The organism is Paenibacillus sp. P32E (assembly GCF_001909085.1).
GTDB lineage: Bacteria > Bacillota > Bacilli > Paenibacillales > Paenibacillaceae > Paenibacillus_AQ > Paenibacillus_AQ helianthi.
In genome coordinates this window covers 1-19,217 of sequence record NZ_LVYY01000007.1, presented here as the reverse complement: position 1 = coordinate 19,217, position 19,217 = coordinate 1, and the positions used below count along the sequence as shown (strand labels likewise).

22 protein-coding genes and 1 pseudogene are annotated in these 19,217 nt (G+C 46.9%); 18 read left to right on the top strand and 5 right to left on the bottom strand.

Translation table 11 applies throughout. The features are described 5' to 3' along the window. Positions 1–71 precede the first annotated feature (71 nt). The 6 genes and pseudogenes from A3848_RS07925 to A3848_RS32840 all read left to right on the top strand — a co-directional run bounded on the left by A3848_RS07925 (position 72) and on the right by A3848_RS32840 (position 5,921). Complete coding sequence (locus A3848_RS07925) at positions 72–647, top strand: dihydrofolate reductase family protein (RefSeq protein ID WP_074084415.1); 576 nt, start codon at positions 72–74, stop codon at positions 645–647. Positions 648–764: 117 nt separating this feature from the next. Next, positions 765–1,691 carry a hypothetical protein gene (locus A3848_RS07920; RefSeq protein WP_074084576.1) on the top strand — a complete coding sequence of 309 codons (927 nt, stop codon included), beginning with the start codon at positions 765–767 and terminating at the stop codon, positions 1,689–1,691. Positions 1,692–1,879: 188 nt separating this feature from the next. Further along, a complete protein-coding gene (locus tag A3848_RS07915) occupies positions 1,880–4,264 on the top strand; it encodes a polyprenyl synthetase family protein (RefSeq protein WP_083612013.1) in 2,385 nt (794 codons plus the stop codon). Between the two features lie 26 nt (positions 4,265–4,290). Continuing rightward, positions 4,291–5,238 carry a helix-turn-helix transcriptional regulator gene (locus A3848_RS07910; protein ID WP_074084413.1) on the top strand — a complete coding sequence of 316 codons (948 nt, stop codon included), beginning with the start codon at positions 4,291–4,293 and terminating at the stop codon, positions 5,236–5,238. Between the two features lie 168 nt (positions 5,239–5,406). Then, a pseudogene (locus A3848_RS07905) lies at positions 5,407–5,787 on the top strand (oxygen-binding di-iron domain-containing protein); the annotation flags it as partial. 11 nt (positions 5,788–5,798) lie between these two features. Next, a complete protein-coding gene (locus tag A3848_RS32840; protein WP_256702216.1) occupies positions 5,799–5,921 on the top strand; it encodes a hypothetical protein in 123 nt (40 codons plus the stop codon). Here A3848_RS32840 and A3848_RS33400 read toward each other — a convergent pair. Next, positions 5,863–6,144 (bottom strand): YwiC-like family protein, encoded by a 282-nt coding sequence (locus A3848_RS33400; protein WP_371916084.1) that lies wholly within the window; start codon positions 6,142–6,144, stop codon positions 5,863–5,865. The two genes, A3848_RS32840 and A3848_RS33400, sit on opposite strands and share 59 nt — an antisense overlap. 128 nt (positions 6,145–6,272) lie before the next feature. Here A3848_RS33400 and A3848_RS07895 point away from each other — a divergent pair, with 128 nt between their 5' ends. From A3848_RS07895 to A3848_RS07885, 3 genes are all read left to right on the top strand, one after another. After that, positions 6,273–7,172, top strand: a complete 900-nt coding sequence (locus A3848_RS07895) for a metallophosphoesterase family protein (RefSeq protein ID WP_074084411.1) — start codon at positions 6,273–6,275, stop codon at positions 7,170–7,172. Between the two features lie 37 nt (positions 7,173–7,209). Then, positions 7,210–8,208, top strand: coding sequence for a histidinol phosphate phosphatase domain-containing protein (locus A3848_RS07890; protein WP_074084410.1), 999 nt, complete (start codon positions 7,210–7,212; stop codon positions 8,206–8,208). Positions 8,209–8,323: 115 nt separating this feature from the next. Then, positions 8,324–8,692 carry an MmcQ/YjbR family DNA-binding protein gene (locus A3848_RS07885; protein ID WP_371916083.1) on the top strand — a complete coding sequence of 123 codons (369 nt, stop codon included), beginning with the start codon at positions 8,324–8,326 and terminating at the stop codon, positions 8,690–8,692. Between the two features lie 31 nt (positions 8,693–8,723). Here A3848_RS07885 and A3848_RS07880 read toward each other — a convergent pair whose 3' ends face one another. Continuing rightward, positions 8,724–10,106: an MFS transporter gene (locus A3848_RS07880; RefSeq protein ID WP_074084409.1), complete on the bottom strand. Its 1,383-nt coding sequence runs from the start codon at positions 10,104–10,106 to the stop codon at positions 8,724–8,726. Between the two features lie 115 nt (positions 10,107–10,221). On the opposite strand from A3848_RS07880, the gene A3848_RS07875 reads away from it, so the two are divergent. From A3848_RS07875 to A3848_RS07860, 4 genes are all read left to right on the top strand, one after another. Further along, entirely contained in the window at positions 10,222–11,097 is an 876-nt protein-coding gene (locus tag A3848_RS07875; RefSeq protein WP_074084408.1) for a LysR family transcriptional regulator, read from the top strand. A gap of 296 nt (positions 11,098–11,393) precedes the next feature. After that, positions 11,394–12,164: an amino acid ABC transporter substrate-binding protein gene (locus tag A3848_RS07870; protein WP_074084407.1), complete on the top strand. Its 771-nt coding sequence runs from the start codon at positions 11,394–11,396 to the stop codon at positions 12,162–12,164. Positions 12,165–12,194: 30 nt separating this feature from the next. Beyond that, positions 12,195–12,854, top strand: coding sequence for an amino acid ABC transporter permease (locus tag A3848_RS07865; protein ID WP_074084406.1), 660 nt, complete (start codon positions 12,195–12,197; stop codon positions 12,852–12,854). Positions 12,855–12,869: 15 nt separating this feature from the next. After that, on the top strand, positions 12,870–13,613 hold the full coding sequence (locus A3848_RS07860; protein ID WP_074084405.1) for an amino acid ABC transporter ATP-binding protein: 744 nt from the start codon (positions 12,870–12,872) through the stop codon (positions 13,611–13,613). 88 nt (positions 13,614–13,701) lie between these two features. On the opposite strand, the gene A3848_RS32180 is transcribed toward A3848_RS07860, so the two are convergent. Next, positions 13,702–13,926 (bottom strand): hypothetical protein, encoded by a 225-nt coding sequence (locus tag A3848_RS32180; RefSeq protein WP_178381929.1) that lies wholly within the window; start codon positions 13,924–13,926, stop codon positions 13,702–13,704. Positions 13,927–14,048: 122 nt separating this feature from the next. Here A3848_RS32180 and A3848_RS07850 point away from each other — a divergent pair, with 122 nt between their 5' ends. Beyond that, positions 14,049–14,357 carry a hypothetical protein gene (locus A3848_RS07850; RefSeq protein ID WP_074084403.1) on the top strand — a complete coding sequence of 103 codons (309 nt, stop codon included), beginning with the start codon at positions 14,049–14,051 and terminating at the stop codon, positions 14,355–14,357. Between the two features lie 70 nt (positions 14,358–14,427). Here A3848_RS07850 and A3848_RS07845 read toward each other — a convergent pair whose 3' ends face one another. Further along, entirely contained in the window at positions 14,428–15,927 is a 1,500-nt protein-coding gene (locus A3848_RS07845; protein ID WP_074084402.1) for a glycoside hydrolase family 43 protein, read from the bottom strand. Positions 15,928–16,098: 171 nt separating this feature from the next. Here A3848_RS07845 and A3848_RS07840 point away from each other — a divergent pair, with 171 nt between their 5' ends. From A3848_RS07840 to A3848_RS32835, 4 genes are all read left to right on the top strand, one after another. Beyond that, positions 16,099–17,007, top strand: coding sequence for an ArsR/SmtB family transcription factor (locus A3848_RS07840; RefSeq protein WP_074084401.1), 909 nt, complete (start codon positions 16,099–16,101; stop codon positions 17,005–17,007). A gap of 194 nt (positions 17,008–17,201) precedes the next feature. Continuing rightward, positions 17,202–17,597 (top strand): cupin domain-containing protein, encoded by a 396-nt coding sequence (locus tag A3848_RS07835; protein ID WP_074084400.1) that lies wholly within the window; start codon positions 17,202–17,204, stop codon positions 17,595–17,597. A gap of 19 nt (positions 17,598–17,616) precedes the next feature. Continuing rightward, the gene (locus A3848_RS07830; RefSeq protein ID WP_074084399.1) at positions 17,617–18,597 is read left to right on the top strand and encodes an aldo/keto reductase; all 981 of its coding nucleotides are present in this window, start codon (positions 17,617–17,619) and stop codon (positions 18,595–18,597) included. Positions 18,598–18,671: 74 nt separating this feature from the next. Next, positions 18,672–18,800, top strand: a complete 129-nt coding sequence (locus A3848_RS32835; RefSeq protein ID WP_244169897.1) for a DUF6254 family protein — start codon at positions 18,672–18,674, stop codon at positions 18,798–18,800. 140 nt (positions 18,801–18,940) lie between these two features. On the opposite strand, the gene A3848_RS32830 is transcribed toward A3848_RS32835, so the two are convergent. Beyond that, positions 18,941–19,217, bottom strand: a 277-nt coding sequence (locus A3848_RS32830; RefSeq protein ID WP_256702214.1) for a transposase, incomplete at its 5' end; no start/stop codon positions are given.

Genomic DNA, 19,217 nt, shown 5'->3' with positions numbered 1-19,217 from the left:
GAGTTGAATTATGCTAAAATGTAGGTAATTTAGATTTTAAATATCCCTAATGGACAAAGGAGAATTTGATAATGAGAAAACTCGTTCTATTCCTGCACGCATCGCTTGACGGTTTTGTAGAAGGGCCTAAGGGTGAAATGGACATTGGCTGGGTTTCCTACGATGCTGATTTGGAGAAACACGCGAAAGAAATTCTAAGTACTGCCGACACTGTTATATGGGGACGCGGGACTTATCAGATGATGCACAGTTACTGGCCCTCTGTGCCTTCGAACCCATCTGCTACGCAGCATGAACTGAATCATGCCGAGTGGATTGAAAAGACAGCCAAAATCGTTTTTTCCACGACACTGGAGAAAGCCGAATGGAACAATTCCAGACTTGTGAAAGAAAATGTCAGGGAAGAGATCAAGAACCTCAAAGAGCAGCCAGGCAAGGATATGGTTATCCTCGGCAGTCCTAGGTTCGCTCACTACCTTATGCAGCTTGATTTAATAGATGAGTATAAAATTACAGTTTCTCCCGTCCTGATCGGCAGCGGGTTACCCTTATTCCAAGGTCTAAAGGAAAAGATCAATCTTAAGCTTATCGAAAATAAGACCTTTGATTCTGGAGCCATAGGTCTCGTTTACCAGACGGTTAGATGACCGTTGTCTGGGCTATCCATAGCTTCGGCTTTTAGTGCAGGAAATATCTTCTTGTCTACTTTTCCATAGATTATTGATAAGGTGGAGAGAGTATGGACTAAGAGGTGATGTATGATCATGAATAGAAAACACTGTTTATTCTGTGATGAGATGGTCCCGGTGAAGCCTGAAGGTGAATATGACAGATATGAAGGTTGTTCTTGTTCACCAGGCGGGTTCTATGACTTGCTGAGGGACAGCTACGAAGCTATTCATTCACTCCCGCACCAAAAGAAACGCGATATGCTTCATATCGTATCAGCTTATATCCGTGAAATGACCGATTGTGGTGTACAGGTTACACTATCCAGTGACGATTTAGAATCCATAACAAATTCCCCGAAAATCCCTGTGACTATTGAGGACAAAGGGAACCGGTTCAATCAATATTTGTACAGGCATTCCGAAGGCCCGGGAGAACCGGTTGTCATTCAGCCACTCTCCAGCAGCTATAACCTGACGTATTCTCCCAACCTGCAAGAGCTGGTATATATCCTTGATAAACTGATCGGCGAGCAGCTGCTCATCCGGGAAGGCATGACCTTTAAGCTTACAGACAAGGGATGGAGCGAGGCCGCGGCAAACGCTGGGGGAAAGAAATTAAAGCCATGCTTCGTCCTCATTCCAGATGATGAGGATCAGCGCATAGAGTGGCTGGAAATGCTGTTGCCGAAAATCGAGCAGTTCGGTTATATGCCGCACTTGCTTCGTGATGAAAAAGCTCAGAATCAGGACAACTATTCCCTTGAGCGTATCGGGGACAGCAAATTGATGATCGCGGACTTGTCCAGTCATTCTCCAGCGGTGTATTTTACAGCAGGATACGCGCTTGGGCTGAAGATCCCGGTGATCTGGACCGTGCACAGCAGTGAAGCCGGTAAACTGTGGGTACAAGTCAAAGATATCCGTCCAATCGTCTATGATACCGCTGAAGAACTGGCCATAGTCCTGCAGCAGAGGTTGAGTTATGACCGGACAGTTGAGTTTCAGGACACGGGCCGGTAAATGTAGAGGTTTCGGGAGATATAAATAAAGACTTCAGTGAGAAATCGCTCCTTTGTAGAGATGGTTGGGTGTCCCCTCCATTTATCAATAGGGCGGTTTTTTTGCTGTGTAACCAAAAAGATTTCTACCCGTATTAGGGTTATGATTAGGATGCTCATAAAAAATTTAAGCAGAGGTAATGAATGCATATGAATGAGAAGACTACGGATCAGGGTGAGACGGTATACAGGGTGGCGGAGCATAAGGCAGCTCAGTATTTTGCATCCCTTAATATACAGGTTATGGACAAAACGTATATCCCTGCTTTGACCAAAGATATTCAGTTGTGGAAACGGAACCATGTTCATAAAATTTCGTGGCTGTCTTTTTTTTCGCGGGGGAAGAAAAGTGCGGATCCCCGGGACTATGATAAATATATAGCATGGCTGAATGATAACGGTAAGTTAGATGACTACTTGGATCGAAGCATTTCCTATATTTATATGAGAGACTTAGGGAAAGCGCTTGACGATCCCCGCACAAAGGCACGAATTCAGCGGGTAGTCACCGACACGAAGAATCACTTGGTTCCTTCCGATACAACCGTAAGGGGGAGCCGTCCCGAATCCATCAGCGTAGCTGGATTTTTCCGATGGGCCCAGAAGGAAGGTATAGAAACCCCGGCCATTTGGCTGATAGAGAAACTTAAGAATGTCGCCACTCATATCCCGAAGGAAATGGATGCCGATCAAGCTGAACGCAAATTAATCAAAATCATTGTCGGAGTCGTCCTGCATGTAGTAGAAGATATGGATGAGAATACAACGTCCGCAGAACGTACCCGAAGACTGGATGAAGCCATCCGGATTGGCTATTCTTATGGGTTGACGTATCCTTTTATTGACGATCTTCTGGATTCTAAGGTTTTAACAGCTCCGGAGAAAGAACAATATTCCAGCATGATACGAACCGCACTTCTAACTGGGGTTGTGCCGGAGCTTAACGAGTGGCCCGGAATGAACATGGAGATCATTCAATATGTCCATGCAGAGCTAACGAATGCGTTCGAATATATCAAGAGCCTTCAGAAGCCAGAGACAGAGACAACCTTTTTTGAGCAATCGTATGTGTTCTTTCATTCCCAGGATATAGACCGCAATAAGGAGCTCTCAAATACGGGATACAGCAACGAGGAGCTCTATATCCCTATCATTATAAAATCCTCATCCTCCCGGTTAATTGTCCGTTCCGTAATTGGCGCACAAGCAGATGAAGGGTTTGATGAGCGGACCTTTTATTATGGTATCTACAATCAGCTGGCTGACGATTTTGCGGATATGTTTGACGATATGAAGGACGGAGCGGTAACCCCATATACCTACTATTTGAAATACCGGCATGAGCGTTCGGATCTGATCAACCCCTATGAGTTATACTGGACGGTCATCTGCCATTTGATCCATAATGTATACCACTCCGACCCGAAGACCCTTGAGGTCATTCTGGACCGTGCAATTAACGGACTCAAACGCTGTAAAGCACGCATCGGCACAGAAAAGTATAATGAGATCATGGGGATTTTCGACTCCGGGAATCCGGAATTCAATCAGCTCGTACAGCAAATGGTTCGGAAAGCAGATCATGTGGATTTCTTCGACAAGCTGCTGCGGGACCAGATCAATACCGATTTGAAGAATAACCGGAAGGAAAAAGAAGATTTTCAGCGTACCGTTCACACGGTGAGGGATCAAATTAACGAATTGCTGAAGATTCCCAGGCCGGACGGAATTCCTCCGATGAAGGAATCGCTGATTGAGGCTGCAAATTATAGTCTGACCGGAGACGGGAAGCGGATTCGGCCTATTTTGACCTGGGTCCTCGGGGTCGAAGTGTATGGACTTCAGCCTGCTGCAATTGAGCCGCTGCTCCGATCATTGGAATTCATGCATACCGCATCTTTGATCTTTGATGATCTGCCTTCCCAGGATAATGCATCAACCCGCAGAGGACGGCCAACCTTGCATCAGGTGCATAATAGCGCCACAGCAGAATTAACGGGTCTCTATCTGATTCAGAAGGCCATTCAAGAACAAGCGTCGCTGAAGGCTTTCAATCCGGAAACCGTGCTGGCGCTGATGCGATATTCGGCGGAAAAGGCAGAGGACATGTGCATGGGGCAAGTCATGGATTTGCAATCCAAAGGTATCCCATTAACTCTGGAGCAGTTGAATATGATGTGTTTTTATAAAACGGGGTTGGCGTTTGAAGCCTCTCTGGTGATGCCAGCCATTCTTGCTGAGGTGCAGCCTGCGGAAATCACTGCCTTGAAGACATTCGCCTATCATGCAGGCATTGCCTTTCAGATCAAAGATGATTTGCTTGATTTGGAGGGGGATCATCAGTTGCTTGGCAAAAACACCCGTATGGATGTGGAGAATAATAATTCAACCTTTGTATCTATACTTGGTCCGGAAGCTGCCAGAATCGAGATGTGGGATCACTATTGCCACGCTGTGGAAGCACTGGGTGCGATTCCCCGCAAAATCACTTTTCTGAAGCATTTATTGGACTATATCATTAGCCGAAACCGCTAAAATTAAGGAAGCAGTGAGGGGTTAATATGAATAAAACCGAACGGCAGCTCGCCATTACACTTGAACTGCAGCGGAGCAAGGTGCTAAGAGCGGAAGATTTGGCTGCTCAATTCGAGACGAGCGTACGGACGATATACCGCGACATTCAGGCTCTGAGCGAAGCTGGAGTTCCGATTATCGGTGCTCCTGGACAGGGATATTCCCTGATGGATGGGTATTTCCTGCCGCCAGTCGGCTTCACCGCTGAGGAGGCCGTGGCCCTGATCATGGGGACGGATTTCATCGAACAGAGGCTGGATTCCTTGTATGGCAGCGTGGCTAAGACGTCCCGTCGCAAAATTGAGGCGATCCTGCCAGAGCCGGTACGTTTTGAATCCACACGGGTGCGGGAAACGATGCGCCTTCTTCACACCAGTGAACCAGTAACCGGAATTAAGGAAAGGGACTATCTTGGAGAAGCCAGGCGTGCCATTCTTGAGCGGCGCAAATTAAGTTTCACGTATCAGAAAACATTGCCTGAATCTGACGGAAACCGGAAGAGCAGACGTGAGGTTGCTCCCTATGGGCTGATGTTCATTCAGGGGAATTGGATTTTGATCGCACGCTGCGACCTTCGGCAGGATATCCGCCATTTCAGGTTATCACGGATGACGGAGCTTGCTATGCTGGAAGAGCCGTTTCTTGTACCGCCCGGGTTTGACCTGAGCCGTTACCGCCAAAAGGATGACCGGAACTTACAGGTGCTGGTTCGGGTGAGCCCTGAGATAGCCGATAGAATCCTGGAGACCGGTAATTTCTATATGGAATCGACGGAGGAGAGTACGGACGGTCTATTATTCACCTTTCGAGTCCGGCACCCGGAGGAACTGCTGCCATATGTCCTTAGCTGGGGCGGGAATGTAGAAGTACTCGAACCGGAGTCTTTCCGCTGCCGGATCCGGGAAGAGGCTGATAAAATATTAAAACGATACTGATACACAAAGTGACCATACGCATAATCCTATGGCCGCAATCGTGTATATTTATAGTATGAATAGATGGATTTTGAAACTTTCAAAATGTGATTGTAATCCTCCTTTTTGTTTAGTCTCCGATATAGAATGAAATTGCTGATAAACATTATCATTCAGGAGGCTAAGCAGATGAACACAGAATACAAGATTGCCAAAGATACTTATTGGGTGGGTAAAATAGACAACCGGGAGGTACCCTTTCATCGTCTGATCCTGGCGAAAGGAACCACCTATAACTCCTACCTGCTAAAAACGGGTAAACCTACAGTGATTGACACCGTAGATATGGAGTTCGGACGTGAATATGCGGAGCGTTTAAGCCAATTCATAGACCCTATGGATATTGAATATATCGTAATTAACCATACCGAACCCGATCATTCCGGGGGACTGGCTGCACTTTCCTCACGGGCCCTCAATGCCACGATTGTCTGTACGGCGATCGCCGTGCCGGAGCTGCAGGAAATGTACAAGCTCCACAACCGGAATTTCCTGGTTGTAAATGACGGGAAGCAGAGTACATGATTGAAGAAGCTTTTCACACCAAGGGTGTAGTAATCATGGAATTTGATATTACTGAAGAATCTAATGTATATCCCATCGTTCCTCCGGGGGCCGGGAATCACGACATGATCGAAGAGTAGCGGCATCACAATATAAAGAAGCGGGTTCCTGTATCGGAGTCCGCTTTTTTGCTTTCCTGGAGATATCTATGGTTAGAAATATAAGACAATCACTGATATGTACAGCTGCCATCCCTAATAAATAAGGGAGAATCAGCATAAACCATACCCCATGTTGATTAGGAACATACTTTTTCAGTATCGCCGCAGAAGGTCTTTCACACCTATAACTACCGTCATGCAAAAAATAATACTTGCATCTGCTTGTCAAATAGTGCTATTTTAAAATAAAAGCCACACGAAACAACGAAAAAGCACAAAAGAACAACTTGGGATCACAGGAGTGATCACCCGGATTTCAGGAGGCTTAATATGAATAACCGACATCTTACCTTTCACACGGATGGAACTTTTAAAATGGTGCAGTTTACCGATATCCATCTCCAGGATGGAATCGAGCCGGAGCGCGATGCCCGGACACTGGCGCTTATGCAGCGCATTCTGGAAACCGAGCAGCCGGATCTGGTTGTGTTCAGTGGTGACCTGATTTACAGCGTTGATACAGTGGACCCTAAGGCCACCTTCCGGCGGGTTATTGAGGTAGCGGTACAGGCCGGGACGCCGTTTGCCGTGATCTATGGCAACCACGATACGGAGAAGGGGGTTACACGGGCAGAGCTCCAGGCGATTTTGACGGAATATGAGTTATGCGTAGCTGATGCGGGACCGGAAGAGGTGCAAGGTACTGGAAATTATGTGCTACCTCTCTATAGCCATGCTGGAGACAGGGAGTCGGCGGTACTGTATTTCGTGGATTCGGGTGAATATGCGCCTGCTGCGATCGGAGGGTATGCCTGGATTCATCCCAATCAAGTCGAATGGTATTCCCGGGAATCTGCTAAGATTCGTGAGAGAAACGGAGGAATACTGCCAGCTCTGGCTTTTATGCATATTCCTATTCCCGAATACAATGAGGTGTGGCAGTCGGGGCGTGTAGCCGGGAGAAAAGGTGAAATGGTCTGCTGCTCCAAAGTGAACAGCGGCTGGTTCGCAGCGATGCTGGAAGCGGGGGATGTGATGGCAGCCTTCGCCGGGCACGATCACGACAATGATTACATAGGCGTACTGCACGGGATAACGCTGGCCTATGGCCGGGTGACCGGGCACAACACTTACGGGGCACTGCAACGCGGCGCACGGGTCATACAACTCCTGGAAGGGGAGCGGAGTTTCGAGACTTGGATCAGGCTGGAGGATGGCAGTGTAATGTAGCCTAAGCATGGATAGAGACAACAGGAGGGTATACGAAATGAAGGTAGATTTTCATCTCCATCTGGAAGAAGGACCCTATTCACCAAGGTGGCTGCAACGTACGCTCGAGAGTCTGGCGGCTATGAAAGGCAGCAGTGAGCAGATACATACGCTGTCTTGGATGCAGGAGAGCTTTCGTCTATTGGAACGGCGCATCGCGGGCGGAGCTTTCACTACAGAGTGGCTGGACCTGTATCTGGAGCAAGCCAAGAAGAGAGGCCTTCATACTGTCGGCATCGTTGATCATCTGTACCGGTTCACGAAATATAAAGCCTATTATGAAAAGCATATGGTCCTGGATGATACCTGGATAGGCCGTTTACAGCGGGAATGGCTGGACCAGGTATGCATGGCAGATTCGGACGATTTTGTACGATGCATTCAGCTCCAAAAGGAGAAATGGCGGCATGAGGGCATTGAGCTGCGGCTCGGTATCGAAGCGGACTATTTTCCGGGCTGCGAGCTGGAGCTAAGCAGTATATTGGAAGAACAGCCGTATGACTATGTTATCGGCTCAGTGCACTTTGTAGATGGCTGGGGCTTTGACAATCCAGCGACACAAACGTATTTTGAACAATTCGATCTGGAAGCACTGTACGCCCGATTCTTCGAAATCGTCGGTAATGCGATCACTTCACGCTTGTTCGATATGGTTGCCCACCTGGATAACCTCAAAGCCTTCAACTATCGCCCCGACGAGCAACGGTTGCTGTCATCGTATGAGCGAATTGCGGATCTGCTGATTGCATATGATACAGCCACAGAGATTAACGCAGGTATGGTGTACCGTTATCCGATTCAGGAAATGTGCCCGAGCCCGGCTTTCCTGGCGGTATTGGCGGCCAAAGGCGTGCTTTTCACGACCTCCACCGATGCTCATTTTCCTGAAGATCTTGGCGGCTATACGGATCAGCAGCTCGAACTTCTGAAGCAGGCGGGGATACGGGACATTGTAACCTTCCACAACCGGCAGAGGAGCCGGCACGGGCTGGAATAACGAATACATCGCGAGTCTTTCTTCTTGAGGAAAGGCTCGTTTTGTTATAGTTGGGTATGTTTTTTGGGATCGGTTATAATAGAATACACAAGTTCGGTAGAGGAGAGTTGTTCAGATGAAGAGCACAATGAAAACGAATATAATAGAATACTGTTTGCAGAAAAAAGGGGCAACCCAGGAGTACCCCTTCGGACCTGAACCCCTGGTGATTAAAATTCAAGACAAAATGTTCGCTCTGATTTTTGAGAATATTGAGAAGCACACCATTATCAACCTGAAATGTGATCCTGTAATTGCGGATAATCTAAGAGAGCAGTATGAAAACGTTCGTCCAGGTTACCATATGAACAAAAAACACTGGAATTCAATAACCCTCGATGGTTCCGTACCCGAGCCTGATCTATTTGCTATGATCGACCACTCTTATCTTTTAGTGGTTAAAACCCTCCCCAAAAGCCTCCAAAACTCCATACTGGAGAATTAATGTTAAGGGCTTAATATCATATAAGTGTATCCTACTCTTGCATTTGCCCTGACCTCCGGCGACGCAGGCTCATGACAACCAAGGACAAGGCAACGCCCGTGAGGATCAGCCCAAGCACCCGGAATCCCCCGAAGCTGAACTTTCCGCCCATTACAATCCCTATCAACAATGAGGAGAGAATCGTTCCAAGGTATCTGGATGTATTGAACAAACCGGACGCTACTCCGATTATTTCTTTCGGTGAGCTTTTGAACAGGGCTGCTTGCATACCGACATTATTAAGCCCATTACTTATTCCGAAAACAGCTAGAGCCACACACACACTGATCACTGGTGAATGTTGATTCAATGACACGATCCAAACGGACCCCAACGTCATTAATATGGCGGACACCAAGAGTGCCGGACCTGCCCCCGATTGATCGATCCAACGTCCTGCCAGCGGAGAAACCACTAGTGAGCACAATCCTAAGGTTAACATCAGAATCCCTGTATGGAATTCACTGACATGACGTACCATTTGCAAATAGGAAGGAAGCCCGAAAAATACCGAATAATACAATACATTGACAAGCATGAATTCAATATTGACCCAAGTCATTGCAGGATAGTGTGCAAATGTACGTAAGGGAATAAAAGGTGAGGTCGTTTGCAGCTCGTGCCGGACGAAAGCCCAAATGAATATGAGGCCAATCAGTCCGACAGTAACCGTTAGCCATGAGATATGCCCGGATGATTTTGCCGACAGTAATCCAACGAGTAGTGCAACCAGACCTGTTGTGAAAAGCAGGATACCTGTTACATCAATCATCTGTGCCCAATTCCGAAAAGACATGTTGCTTGCGATGGCTGCTCGCGGATCGTCCTTAGGGATTGTCCTCCAGGCCATTAGAAAGCTCACCGCCACAAACGGAATATTGACGAAAAAGATAGCATGCCAATCCCACCAATGAATGATTACCCCGCCAATAAAGGGTCCAATAGCTGCTGCTCCAGATAGGAATATGGATAAAACAGATAATGCCGTCGCTTGCTTCTCTGTGATATGAACTCGCACAATGGCCATTCCAACGGCAACCATCATACTTGTTCCAATGGATTGCACGATACGGAACACGATAAGCCACCCAAAGCTAGGCGACAGTGGAGCTAAGAATGAGGCAGCGAAGGCAACACATAACCCGGTAAGGAATATTTTTCTGCGGCCGAATAAATCACTGGCTTTTCCCATGACAGGTTGTGCAACAGCACTCGCTATGTAAAAAGAAAAAATAACCCAAGAAACCTGTGTGAAATCGAGCTGAAACACCTGTTGCAGCCGTGGAATCGCAACCGAAACCATCGAAGAGTTAAGTGGATTCAAGAGAATACCCAATCCCACGGAAATCATTAACCACCAGCTACGTGAATTCATATGTGCGTTCCTCCCCGTATTGTTTTAAACCTATCTTACTTGACTTTATGTATTTACTCCAACGCATTTCATGTTATGATTTCATTGACCCAAGGGAATGAATGGAGGCTGAGAGATGGAACTTCTTCAATTGCAATATTTTATAACCGTAGCTCGATTGGAGCATGTTACTGAAGCTGCACGAAGTCTGCACGTTACTCAATCCTCTTTGAGCAAAACGATTGCCCGTCTGGAGGACGATTTGGGGGCTCCCTTATTTGACCGGACGGGAAGAAGACTGCGGTTGAATGAGTTCGGAAGCAGATTTCTCTGCCGTGCAGAACGGGCTTTGTTTGAATTGGAACAGGGCAAGCAGGAGATTAAGGATCTGGCCAACCTGGAACATAGGACCCTGGAACTGGCGGTGACCGCCGCAAGTACGCTGCCCAATATCCTTCGGGAGTTTCGGAAAAAGAGGCCTTCTGTTCACTTTCATGTTCAAATGCTTGCCACGCAGGAAATGGTCGCACTTCTTCTTAGTGGAGCGGTAGATGTATGCTTGTCTTCACCTCCGGTACAAGGGGATGATATTGAATGTCAAATTGTATACATGGACCCGATCGTTGTCGCTGTACCTAAGGGGCATCACCTAGCAAATCGAAAAAAGGTATCTTTGATAGAACTAAGGGATGAGTGGTTTGTCGGTGTAAAGAGAGGCTACGGGACTCGCGATAGAGTTGACGCGGTTTGCGAATCTGCTGGATTTGTACCCCAATATGTATATGAGGGAGATGAACCTGCAAGGTTAAGTGCTCTTGTGGAAGCGGAAATCGGTATTGCCTTCATGCCAAACAGTGCACGGAACTCACGGGAAGACATCCACTATATTCAAGTGGAGGATCACGAAATGGTAAGAGAAATCGCTTTATTATGGCACAAAAGCCGCTACATTTCGCAGGCTGCTCTGGAATTCCGTGAGGTGGTTGTGGAATATTTCCGGTCGATGTGTTGAATTCCAGCAGGTTCATTAATAACTAAAGAATAGCAGAGAAGCCCTCCAGGCATAGCCGGGGGGCTTCTCTGCTTCTCTCTATGTCAATATGAGTCTTCCTAAATTGTGGGAAACCATATTCATCACTAGCAGCATCCGGATATCCGGAGCAGTGGGTTGCGGATTTATATTGACACAGAAGTGTTTCTCTTCTCTATCGACTCAGCTCATATGATATGTTATCATGATAAACTGATAACGTGTTAACGAACTAAAGCACATGATCCAATGTGTTATCTACTAGGGGGATTTGTGAGATGAAGAGAAGAGGAATATTGGTATTATTAGTTGTAATGGCTATTACTGTGATAGCGGGCTGCTCCAGTTCAGGCAGTAAGGATGGCAAGCTGGTGATCGGTATAGATGATAAGTTTGCACCGATGGGCTTCAGAGATGATAACAATGAAATTGTCGGTTTTGATATTGATTATGCGAAAGCGGCAGCTGAGAAAATGGGCAAAGAGGTTACCTTCCAGCCAATAGACTGGTCAGCCAAGGAATCGGAGCTGAACAGTGGACGCATTGATATGATTTGGAACGGGTACACCATAACAGACGAGCGTAAGGAGAAGGTCTTATTTACCAAGCCTTATCTGGAGAACAGCCAGGTTGTAGTCGTACTGGCGGATTCAACGCTGTCGAAGCTGGATGATCTGGCCGGAAAAGAAGTCGGACTGCAGAGCCTTTCGTCGGCTGCGGATGCCCTGGAGGCCAGCCCTATCAAGGCCAAGCTTTCTAGTGTTTCCGAGTTCACGGATAATGTACTTGCCCTGACGGACCTGAAGTCGGGACGCCTGGATGGAGTGGTCATTGATGAAGTGGTGGCAAGATATTATATGTCCAAGGAACCGGACACTTACAAGCTGCTGGATGAATCCCTTGCTCCTGAGCAATATGGCATCGGCATTAAGAAAGGCAATGAAGCACTGCTGACTGAGCTGCAGAAGGCTCTGGATGAATTGAACAGTGACGGAACGGCTGCTAAAATCTCAACGAAGTGGTTTGGAGAAAATAAAGTACTTAAATAGATTGTTTCCTTTAGGAGTCGGGTGAAAGACATGAATATTGACTATATTATTAAGATTTCCGGGCCGATGCTGGAGGGAGCGCGGACGACAGTCTTGCTGTTCCTGATTGTGATCCTGCTGTCCATTCCACTCGGAATGATTGTTACTCTGATGGCCAAAAGTGCCCTCAAGCCGCTGGCCTGGATCGCACACACTTATATCTACGTCATGCGTGGAACACCACTGTTGCTGCAACTGCTGTTCTTCTGCTTCGGCCTGCCGCAGATTCCCGTGATTGGGCAGTATCTGGTCATGGACCGTTTCGTCGCAGCCAGCCTTGGGTTTATCCTCAATTATGGTGCGTATTTTGCCGAGATTTTCCGTGGCGGGATGCTGTCGATTGACAAGGGGCAACATGAGGCAGCCAAGGTGCTCGGACTCAGCAAATGGCAGACCCTGCGCAAGGTGATTCTCGCCCAAATGTTCCGGGTGGCACTGCCGGCGGTAGCCAACGAGTCGATTACCCTGATCAAGGATACTGCCTTGCTATATGCAGTAGCCGTACCGGAGCTGTTGAATTTTGCAAAAACGGCGGTGAACCGCGATTTTACAGTGACCCCATTTGTAGTAGCGGGCGTAATTTATTTGCTGATGACACTGGTGCTTACGCTGTTCTTCAAGGGTCTGGAGAAACGTTTCAAATATGAGTAGAAGGGCTGTTTGGCTATGAGTAGTATGATTGAAGTAAAACAATTGCAGAAATCTTTCGGCAGCCTCGATGTGCTGAAAAAGATTACCTTTGACGTTAAACCCGGAGAAGTAGTGGCGGTGATCGGGCCTTCCGGCTCCGGAAAAAGCACCATGCTCCGCAGTCTTGTGCATCTGGAAGAGGTTACCGGCGGGAGCATTTTTATTCAAGGTAAGCCGCTCGTGGAGAACGGTAAATACGCTAGTGGTGCGGACATTAGGGGGATTACCGCAGCTATGGGCATGGTGTTTCAGCACTTTAATCTTTTCCCTCACCTCACTGTACGGGGAAACCTGGAACTTGCGCCGAGAACGCTGAAACGGGAGAACACTCAGGATATAACCGCTAAAAGCCGGGAACTGCTCTCCAAGGTAGGTCTTGCTGATAAAGCAGAGGTATACCCCTCCATGCTGTCAGGCGGGCAGAAGCAGCGGGTGGCTATCGCCAGAGCACTTATGCTCAACCCGGACATTCTGCTGTTTGACGAGCCGACGTCGGCGCTTGATCCCGAACTGACCGGCGAGGTGCTGCGTGTCATCCGCCAGCTTGCGGAGGAGAACATGACGATGATCATCGTCACACATGAGATGAACTTTGCCCGAGATGTGGCAGACCGTGTATTCTTTATGGACAACGGGGAAATCGCTGAATCGGGCACACCGGAGGAAATCTTCGGCAACCCGCAGCTGGAGCGGACCCGGACATTTTTATATCGGGATTAAACGTAAGTGGAATTTAAGAAAGTGCATAGCCGATGCTATGTGCTTTTTTTGTCTATCGGAGACCGAGATTTCAGCTTATAATCCTCGCTTATCCCCAGACGATCCGCGATGACAGCGTAATCCAAGCTGCTGCAGGAAACTTTTCCATGTCCAGCCTTCTCCCCGGAAATTTGCGGGGCGGGACAGCCTGGAACGGTGCGTAATGAATGGTGTAGGAGGAAGCCAGCCTATGTTGAACATTGGATTGATCGGCTTCGGCGTTATGCACCGTATGCATTTCGGTAACTATTGAACTGAAAGCGATTTGCGGCATTCTGGATTGATGAGATGAAGGAGGTGCTTCGATGGACTTTCTGACAAGCGTGGACAAGCATGGTTTTGACAGTGGGCTTAGAAAGTGAGAAAATATGGCTTTGTAGAAGAGGAGGCAGATTAATGAATCAGCGTTTTCGTATAACCCGATCCATGCAAGATAACAATGCGGAGCAAAGCATCACTTTGGAAGAGTGCAAACAATACTTTGCATCCTCACCTGACTTTTCATACTCGCAGGTTCTTACCATTCAAGGAGCAGATAGTATCATGTCCATCGATGGTGATTTTTTTATGTGGAAACTTGGGGATATGGAGATTCCTTTTCGGCTGTATATGGGGGATTTGTATGTAGCTATTTCAAACGAAGCTATTGTTCCCAAAATGATTGAAGTGGCTACGGATCTGCGAGCAGATGTGGTGGAAGGGTGAACTGGAGAAGCGAGTAATTCCTATTGTAAGCAAAGCATCCGCTCTCATGGCGGATGCCTTTTTGTTTATTTCATTTAAAATACTCACAGCTAAATCGTGTGAAAACAGCGTGGGAATCAGGTTTTTCTCCAACTGCATACAAGCCGATTAGTACACCTGTAAATCCTCCTGCTACTTCTGAGGAAAGGTATCTCGTTTGCGCAGCTCCAAGTTGGGTTTCTGTCCCATTGACTTGAGCGTAGAAGTGATAATGAGTAGGAGTAGACTTGATAACCAATGTAGCCTGATTATTTTGGTCCATATTTATAGCTCTTTCAATGGATTTAATATCACCGATATTCAGTCGTTCAATGACCTCGTATCCATCTTGATGTCCGCGCAGTGCCAGATCATAATGGTGGTTTTCGTCCATATAGACTGTAATGCCAGCTTCGCCACCGGTTAGGCTGATATCGCATGAAATAACCGCGTTGAAGTCTTTTTGACGAATGCCTATAAAGGTCGGAGATGCCGGAACATCAAGCGTAACACTGGTCCCCTTAAGCTTAATCTTATCGGATTCCAACACATAATGCTCTGCATCCGGATGCCGGAGATAACACCAGTCCAGATTCCAATCGGTGTTCTCGAACGTGAAGAGCTGTTTCTCCTGTTGAAGGATGGTATCCGCGATACGATCGGTTTCGAAACTTAATAGAGTGGTACCCTTATGACCTGCCGTAAACCATCCATCCTCGCCAAAAGTAACCGGGGTCAGGAATACTTCACGTCCCAAGTGGTGATAAGTAAGATACAGACCCGTCTGACGGAATCCCAGATGCAACAGCCACCAATTCCCTTCGTGGTTTTGGATCAGATCACCGTGGCCAACGCCTTGAAGCTCGTAACCGCCTAAATTCCTATTGGTCAAAACAGGGTTGTTCCTATAGGCCTCAAACGGGCCGGAAGGTGAATCTCCCCGCGCATAAGTGACCATATGGCCATATTCGGTTCCGCCTTCAGCTGCCATCAGATAGTACCGTCCATTTATTTTGTATAGATGAGGGCTTTCCAGATAGCGTCCCCCTGTACCTTGCCAGACTGAACGGCTTGGAGACAGCTTACGGCCGGATTCAATATCAATTTCACACTGGACAATACCGGCAACTCCATCATCATCTGTGCCATTGCTCATGAAATACGTTTTTCCGTCTTCAAAATATAAATCCGGATCGATTCCCCCTTGATCAACAATGATAGGTTCAGACCATTCGCCATAAATATCATCGGTCCAGACATAAAAGTTCTGACGTGTAGTATCATTTGTGGTCGTCATGTAGAATCGGCCTTGATGGTAACGCAGGGTTGGCGCAAAGACACCTCCGGAGCTGCTTACACTATCCAGCTGAACCTGGCTTGTCCGGGTTAAGCAATGTCCGATGGGGGTCCAATTTATCAGGTCTTGGCTCTTAAAAATCGGAACACCGGGGAAATATTGAAAGGAACTGCATACCAGATAATAGGTATTTTCCACTTTGCATACGCTGGGGTCAGGGTAAAACCCTTTGATGACCGGATTATTGTATTTCATTATATCCTCCTCATTATAAATTCATATATGTAAGAATTCAGCTTGCCTTGCTGCTAAGAAAATTAAACACCATTCGATATAAACTTTCAATGGAGGAGGGTTGAAGGTTGGTAGTAAATTTATTAAATTAATATATATATGATTTCAATATGTAACGTCAGGAGATTGTTCATGTTAAAAGCGAACGGGGAACCGAAATTCATGGCGCTATATGAAGCGCTGGCAAGCGAAGTGCGGTGGCGGATTATGGGCTTGATTGCCGATAACGAAATGAATGTAAAAGATATTGCGGCTATGCTTGAACTTAGCCCCTCCATCGTTACCATGCACATAAGGAAACTCGAGCAAGCCGGATTAATCGGGAGCCGCAGGGTCCGTCTAAACGGAGGGACGCACAAAATATGCTTCCTCACACAAAAAAACATTGAGATCGAGCTGCCTTTCGCCAGCCGGGCTACGAAGAGCAGAGAACAAACCATTTCAGTCGGTCATTATACCGCATTTGAAGTTCATCCTACTTGCGGACTTGGCACGCACGAGAAAGAAATCGGTGTTTGGGACGATCCGCGCTATTTTCTCGACCCCGAGCGGGTTCATGCTGCCATTTTGTGGTTCGGAAGGGGCTATGTAGAGTATAAAACACCTAACTATCTGCTTCCTGATCAAACGCCAGAGGCTATCGAGATTTCAGTGGAAATGGCTTCGGAAGCGCCGGGCCTGCGAGATTATTGGCCTTCGGACATCCGGTTCACGTTTAACGGTGTCGCACTTGGAATATGGACAAGCCCGGCAGACTTCGGAAGAGCTGCCAGGGGAATATATACGCCGAAATGGTGGCATCGAAATGTGAATCAATACGGACTATTGAAGACGATCCGCATTGACGCTTCAGGTACGTTTATAGATGGAGAGTGGATGTCGGACGTAACTGTTGATGATATCAAGCTAAAGGAACAATTCTGGACCCTTCGTTTCGCGGTTGAAGAGGATTCTGTAAATGTAGGCGGATTGACGCTCTATGGGGCCGGTTTCGGCAATCATGATCAAGATATTGTAATTCGTGCATACCTTAGCGAGTGATAGACAGGTGTGTATATTATTTTATAATGATCAATTTCTAGCATTCCGTTCATTAATGAACAAATCGCAGGGTATTAACAATAGGCAAGGTCTTTAATATCTTTATAATAGACGTGTACACATTAAAGTATCCATTCATCATAAAAATGAGGCTGAACATGATTTCATCTATGAACAGAAAGAAGGACATAATAATGAAAAATGAACAACTCAGCAATAGTACCATTTTCCCGTTAGGAGAGAAGGTACAAGCATATTTTACAGGTGACGCTTATCTGCAAATGGTGTTTACAGATCCAGCGCCTCTGAATACCGTGATCGGCAATGTAACCTTTGCTCCAGGGGCCCGCAATAACTGGCATGCTCATCAGGTTGGACAGGTTCTGTTAGTTACAGGCGGCAATGGCTGGTATCAGGAAGAAGGCAAACCCGCCCGTTCACTCACAACTGGTGATGTGGTCAATATTCCGCCTAACGTGAAGCATTGGCATGGTGCGACAAAGGACAGCTGGTTTGTGCACCTGGCTATGACCCCAGGAACCACGGATTGGTTCGAAGCCGTCGATGATGCATGGTTTGATGAATTGTAGGAAAGAGGAGGTTGGACCTGTGGAATATATCAAATTTGGCCATACAGGAATGGACGTATCGCGGATTTGTCTGGGGTGTATGAGCTTTGGAAGTGTACTGCCGGGAGGGCATCAATGGGTACTTGATGAGGATAACAGCCGCCCTATCATAAAAAGAGCTCTTGAGCTCGGGATTAACTTTTTTGATACAGCGAATGTCTATGCGAATGGAACCAGTGAGGAGATTATTGGACGGGCTCTAAAGGATTATGCGAACCGGGATGAAATTGTTCTCGCCACAAAGGTTTGGGGACGCATGCATCAAGGTCCAAATGGTTCGGGGCTGTCCCGTAAGGCTATTATGAGCGAAATCGACAAAAGCTTGAAGCGGCTAGGGACTGATTATGTAGATCTCTACATCATTCACCGCTGGGATTACCATACGCCAATCGAAGAAACTATGGAAGCCATGCACGATGTAGTGAAGTCCGGGAAGGCCAGATATATCGGCGCTTCTGCCATGTTCGCATGGCAATTTCAAAAGGCGTTACATGTAGCGGAGAATAATGGCTGGACTCGTTTTGTATCCATGCAAAATCACCTTAATCTCATTTACCGGGAAGAGGAAAGGGAGATGATGCCGCTCTGCAAGGACTACAAAATTGCTGTGACACCTTATAGTCCACTGGCATCAGGAAGACTGATCCGCGATTGGTCGGAAAGCACCCATAGATCCGAAACCGATCTCATTCAAAAAGCCAAATACGATTCGAGTGCAGCTGCAGACCGTCTGATCATTGAACGTGTGGCGTCACTTGCAGAAAAACACGGTGTACCCCGCATTCATATTGCTCTAGCCTGGCTGCTGCAGAAAGAATCTGTAGCTGCTCCTATTATCGGCGCGACGAAGCTATCGCAACTCGAAGATGCAGCAGGTGCTCTGTCGGTGAAATTATCCACGGAAGAAGTTTCATTCCTTGAAGAACTTTATATTCCGCATCCAATAGTTGGAGCGCAGTAAATGAATGAACGCAGCCTGGGAACGACATCATAAGGATGTAGTATACATCTCAGTTTCCCGAGGAGGATTCTTGTATGGCTCACCAGATGAGAAGGAAAGAAGCTGCCTGGAAGTCACGAAAGCAAGAACAGCATCCCCATGGTAAAATCAAATCGCTTAAGGTTTTGTCCAGCGAATATGAAGAGAAGCATACTACTTTGTAGGGGAAGAAAGACTGCCAGGAGAATGCGCTGGCGGTCTTTTTTCATTAAGTCATTTCGGGACTGATAAGAAATCGCTCCAGAGCGATTTCTTTTTTTGTGTTTTTATCAAGTGCAATGACTAGGTCGTGTCTGAAAACTTTTCATTGAGTCAATTTGAAAATGGCTGCTACGTATACAAACGCCAAGAATGACTTGGCCAATTTGTCGTAACGAGTAGCCACACGGCGAAAATGTTTGATTTTATTGAAAAAGCACTCCACTAAGTGTCGCTCTTTGTACCGATACCAATCGACTTTCCATGGGTTTTGACTATTCGCTTTAGGCGGGATAGTGTAGGATGCCTGCTTAGCTGTAATCCAATTCCGAATCCCTTCTGAGCCATAGGCTTTGTCGCCAAGAATATGACTTCCTGTAATA

What these genes read in the sequence shown, in the direction of transcription:
- A3848_RS07925 (WP_074084415.1), top strand. Translation starts at nt 72, where the DNA reads ATGAGAAAACTCGTTCTATTCCTGCACGCATCGCTTGACGGTTTTGTA.
- A3848_RS07920 (WP_074084576.1), top strand. Translation starts at nt 765, where the DNA reads ATGAATAGAAAACACTGTTTATTCTGTGATGAGATGGTCCCGGTGAAG.
- A3848_RS07915 (WP_083612013.1), top strand. Translation starts at nt 1,880, where the DNA reads ATGAATGAGAAGACTACGGATCAGGGTGAGACGGTATACAGGGTGGCG.
- A3848_RS07910 (WP_074084413.1), top strand. Translation starts at nt 4,291, where the DNA reads ATGAATAAAACCGAACGGCAGCTCGCCATTACACTTGAACTGCAGCGG.
- A3848_RS32840 (WP_256702216.1), top strand. Translation starts at nt 5,799, where the DNA reads ATGATTGAAGAAGCTTTTCACACCAAGGGTGTAGTAATCATGGAATTT.
- A3848_RS07895 (WP_074084411.1), top strand. Translation starts at nt 6,273, where the DNA reads ATGAATAACCGACATCTTACCTTTCACACGGATGGAACTTTTAAAATG.
- A3848_RS07890 (WP_074084410.1), top strand. Translation starts at nt 7,210, where the DNA reads ATGAAGGTAGATTTTCATCTCCATCTGGAAGAAGGACCCTATTCACCA.
- A3848_RS07885 (WP_371916083.1), top strand. Translation starts at nt 8,324, where the DNA reads ATGAAGAGCACAATGAAAACGAATATAATAGAATACTGTTTGCAGAAA.
- A3848_RS07880 (WP_074084409.1), bottom strand. Translation starts at nt 10,106, where the DNA reads ATGAATTCACGTAGCTGGTGGTTAATGATTTCCGTGGGATTGGGTATT.
- A3848_RS07875 (WP_074084408.1), top strand. Translation starts at nt 10,222, where the DNA reads ATGGAACTTCTTCAATTGCAATATTTTATAACCGTAGCTCGATTGGAG.
- A3848_RS07870 (WP_074084407.1), top strand. Translation starts at nt 11,394, where the DNA reads ATGAAGAGAAGAGGAATATTGGTATTATTAGTTGTAATGGCTATTACT.
- A3848_RS07865 (WP_074084406.1), top strand. Translation starts at nt 12,195, where the DNA reads ATGAATATTGACTATATTATTAAGATTTCCGGGCCGATGCTGGAGGGA.
- A3848_RS07860 (WP_074084405.1), top strand. Translation starts at nt 12,870, where the DNA reads ATGAGTAGTATGATTGAAGTAAAACAATTGCAGAAATCTTTCGGCAGC.
- A3848_RS32180 (WP_178381929.1), bottom strand. Translation starts at nt 13,926, where the DNA reads ATGCCGCAAATCGCTTTCAGTTCAATAGTTACCGAAATGCATACGGTG.
- A3848_RS07850 (WP_074084403.1), top strand. Translation starts at nt 14,049, where the DNA reads ATGAATCAGCGTTTTCGTATAACCCGATCCATGCAAGATAACAATGCG.
- A3848_RS07845 (WP_074084402.1), bottom strand. Translation starts at nt 15,927, where the DNA reads ATGAAATACAATAATCCGGTCATCAAAGGGTTTTACCCTGACCCCAGC.
- A3848_RS07840 (WP_074084401.1), top strand. Translation starts at nt 16,099, where the DNA reads ATGTTAAAAGCGAACGGGGAACCGAAATTCATGGCGCTATATGAAGCG.
- A3848_RS07835 (WP_074084400.1), top strand. Translation starts at nt 17,202, where the DNA reads ATGAAAAATGAACAACTCAGCAATAGTACCATTTTCCCGTTAGGAGAG.
- A3848_RS32835 (WP_244169897.1), top strand. Translation starts at nt 18,672, where the DNA reads ATGGCTCACCAGATGAGAAGGAAAGAAGCTGCCTGGAAGTCACGAAAG.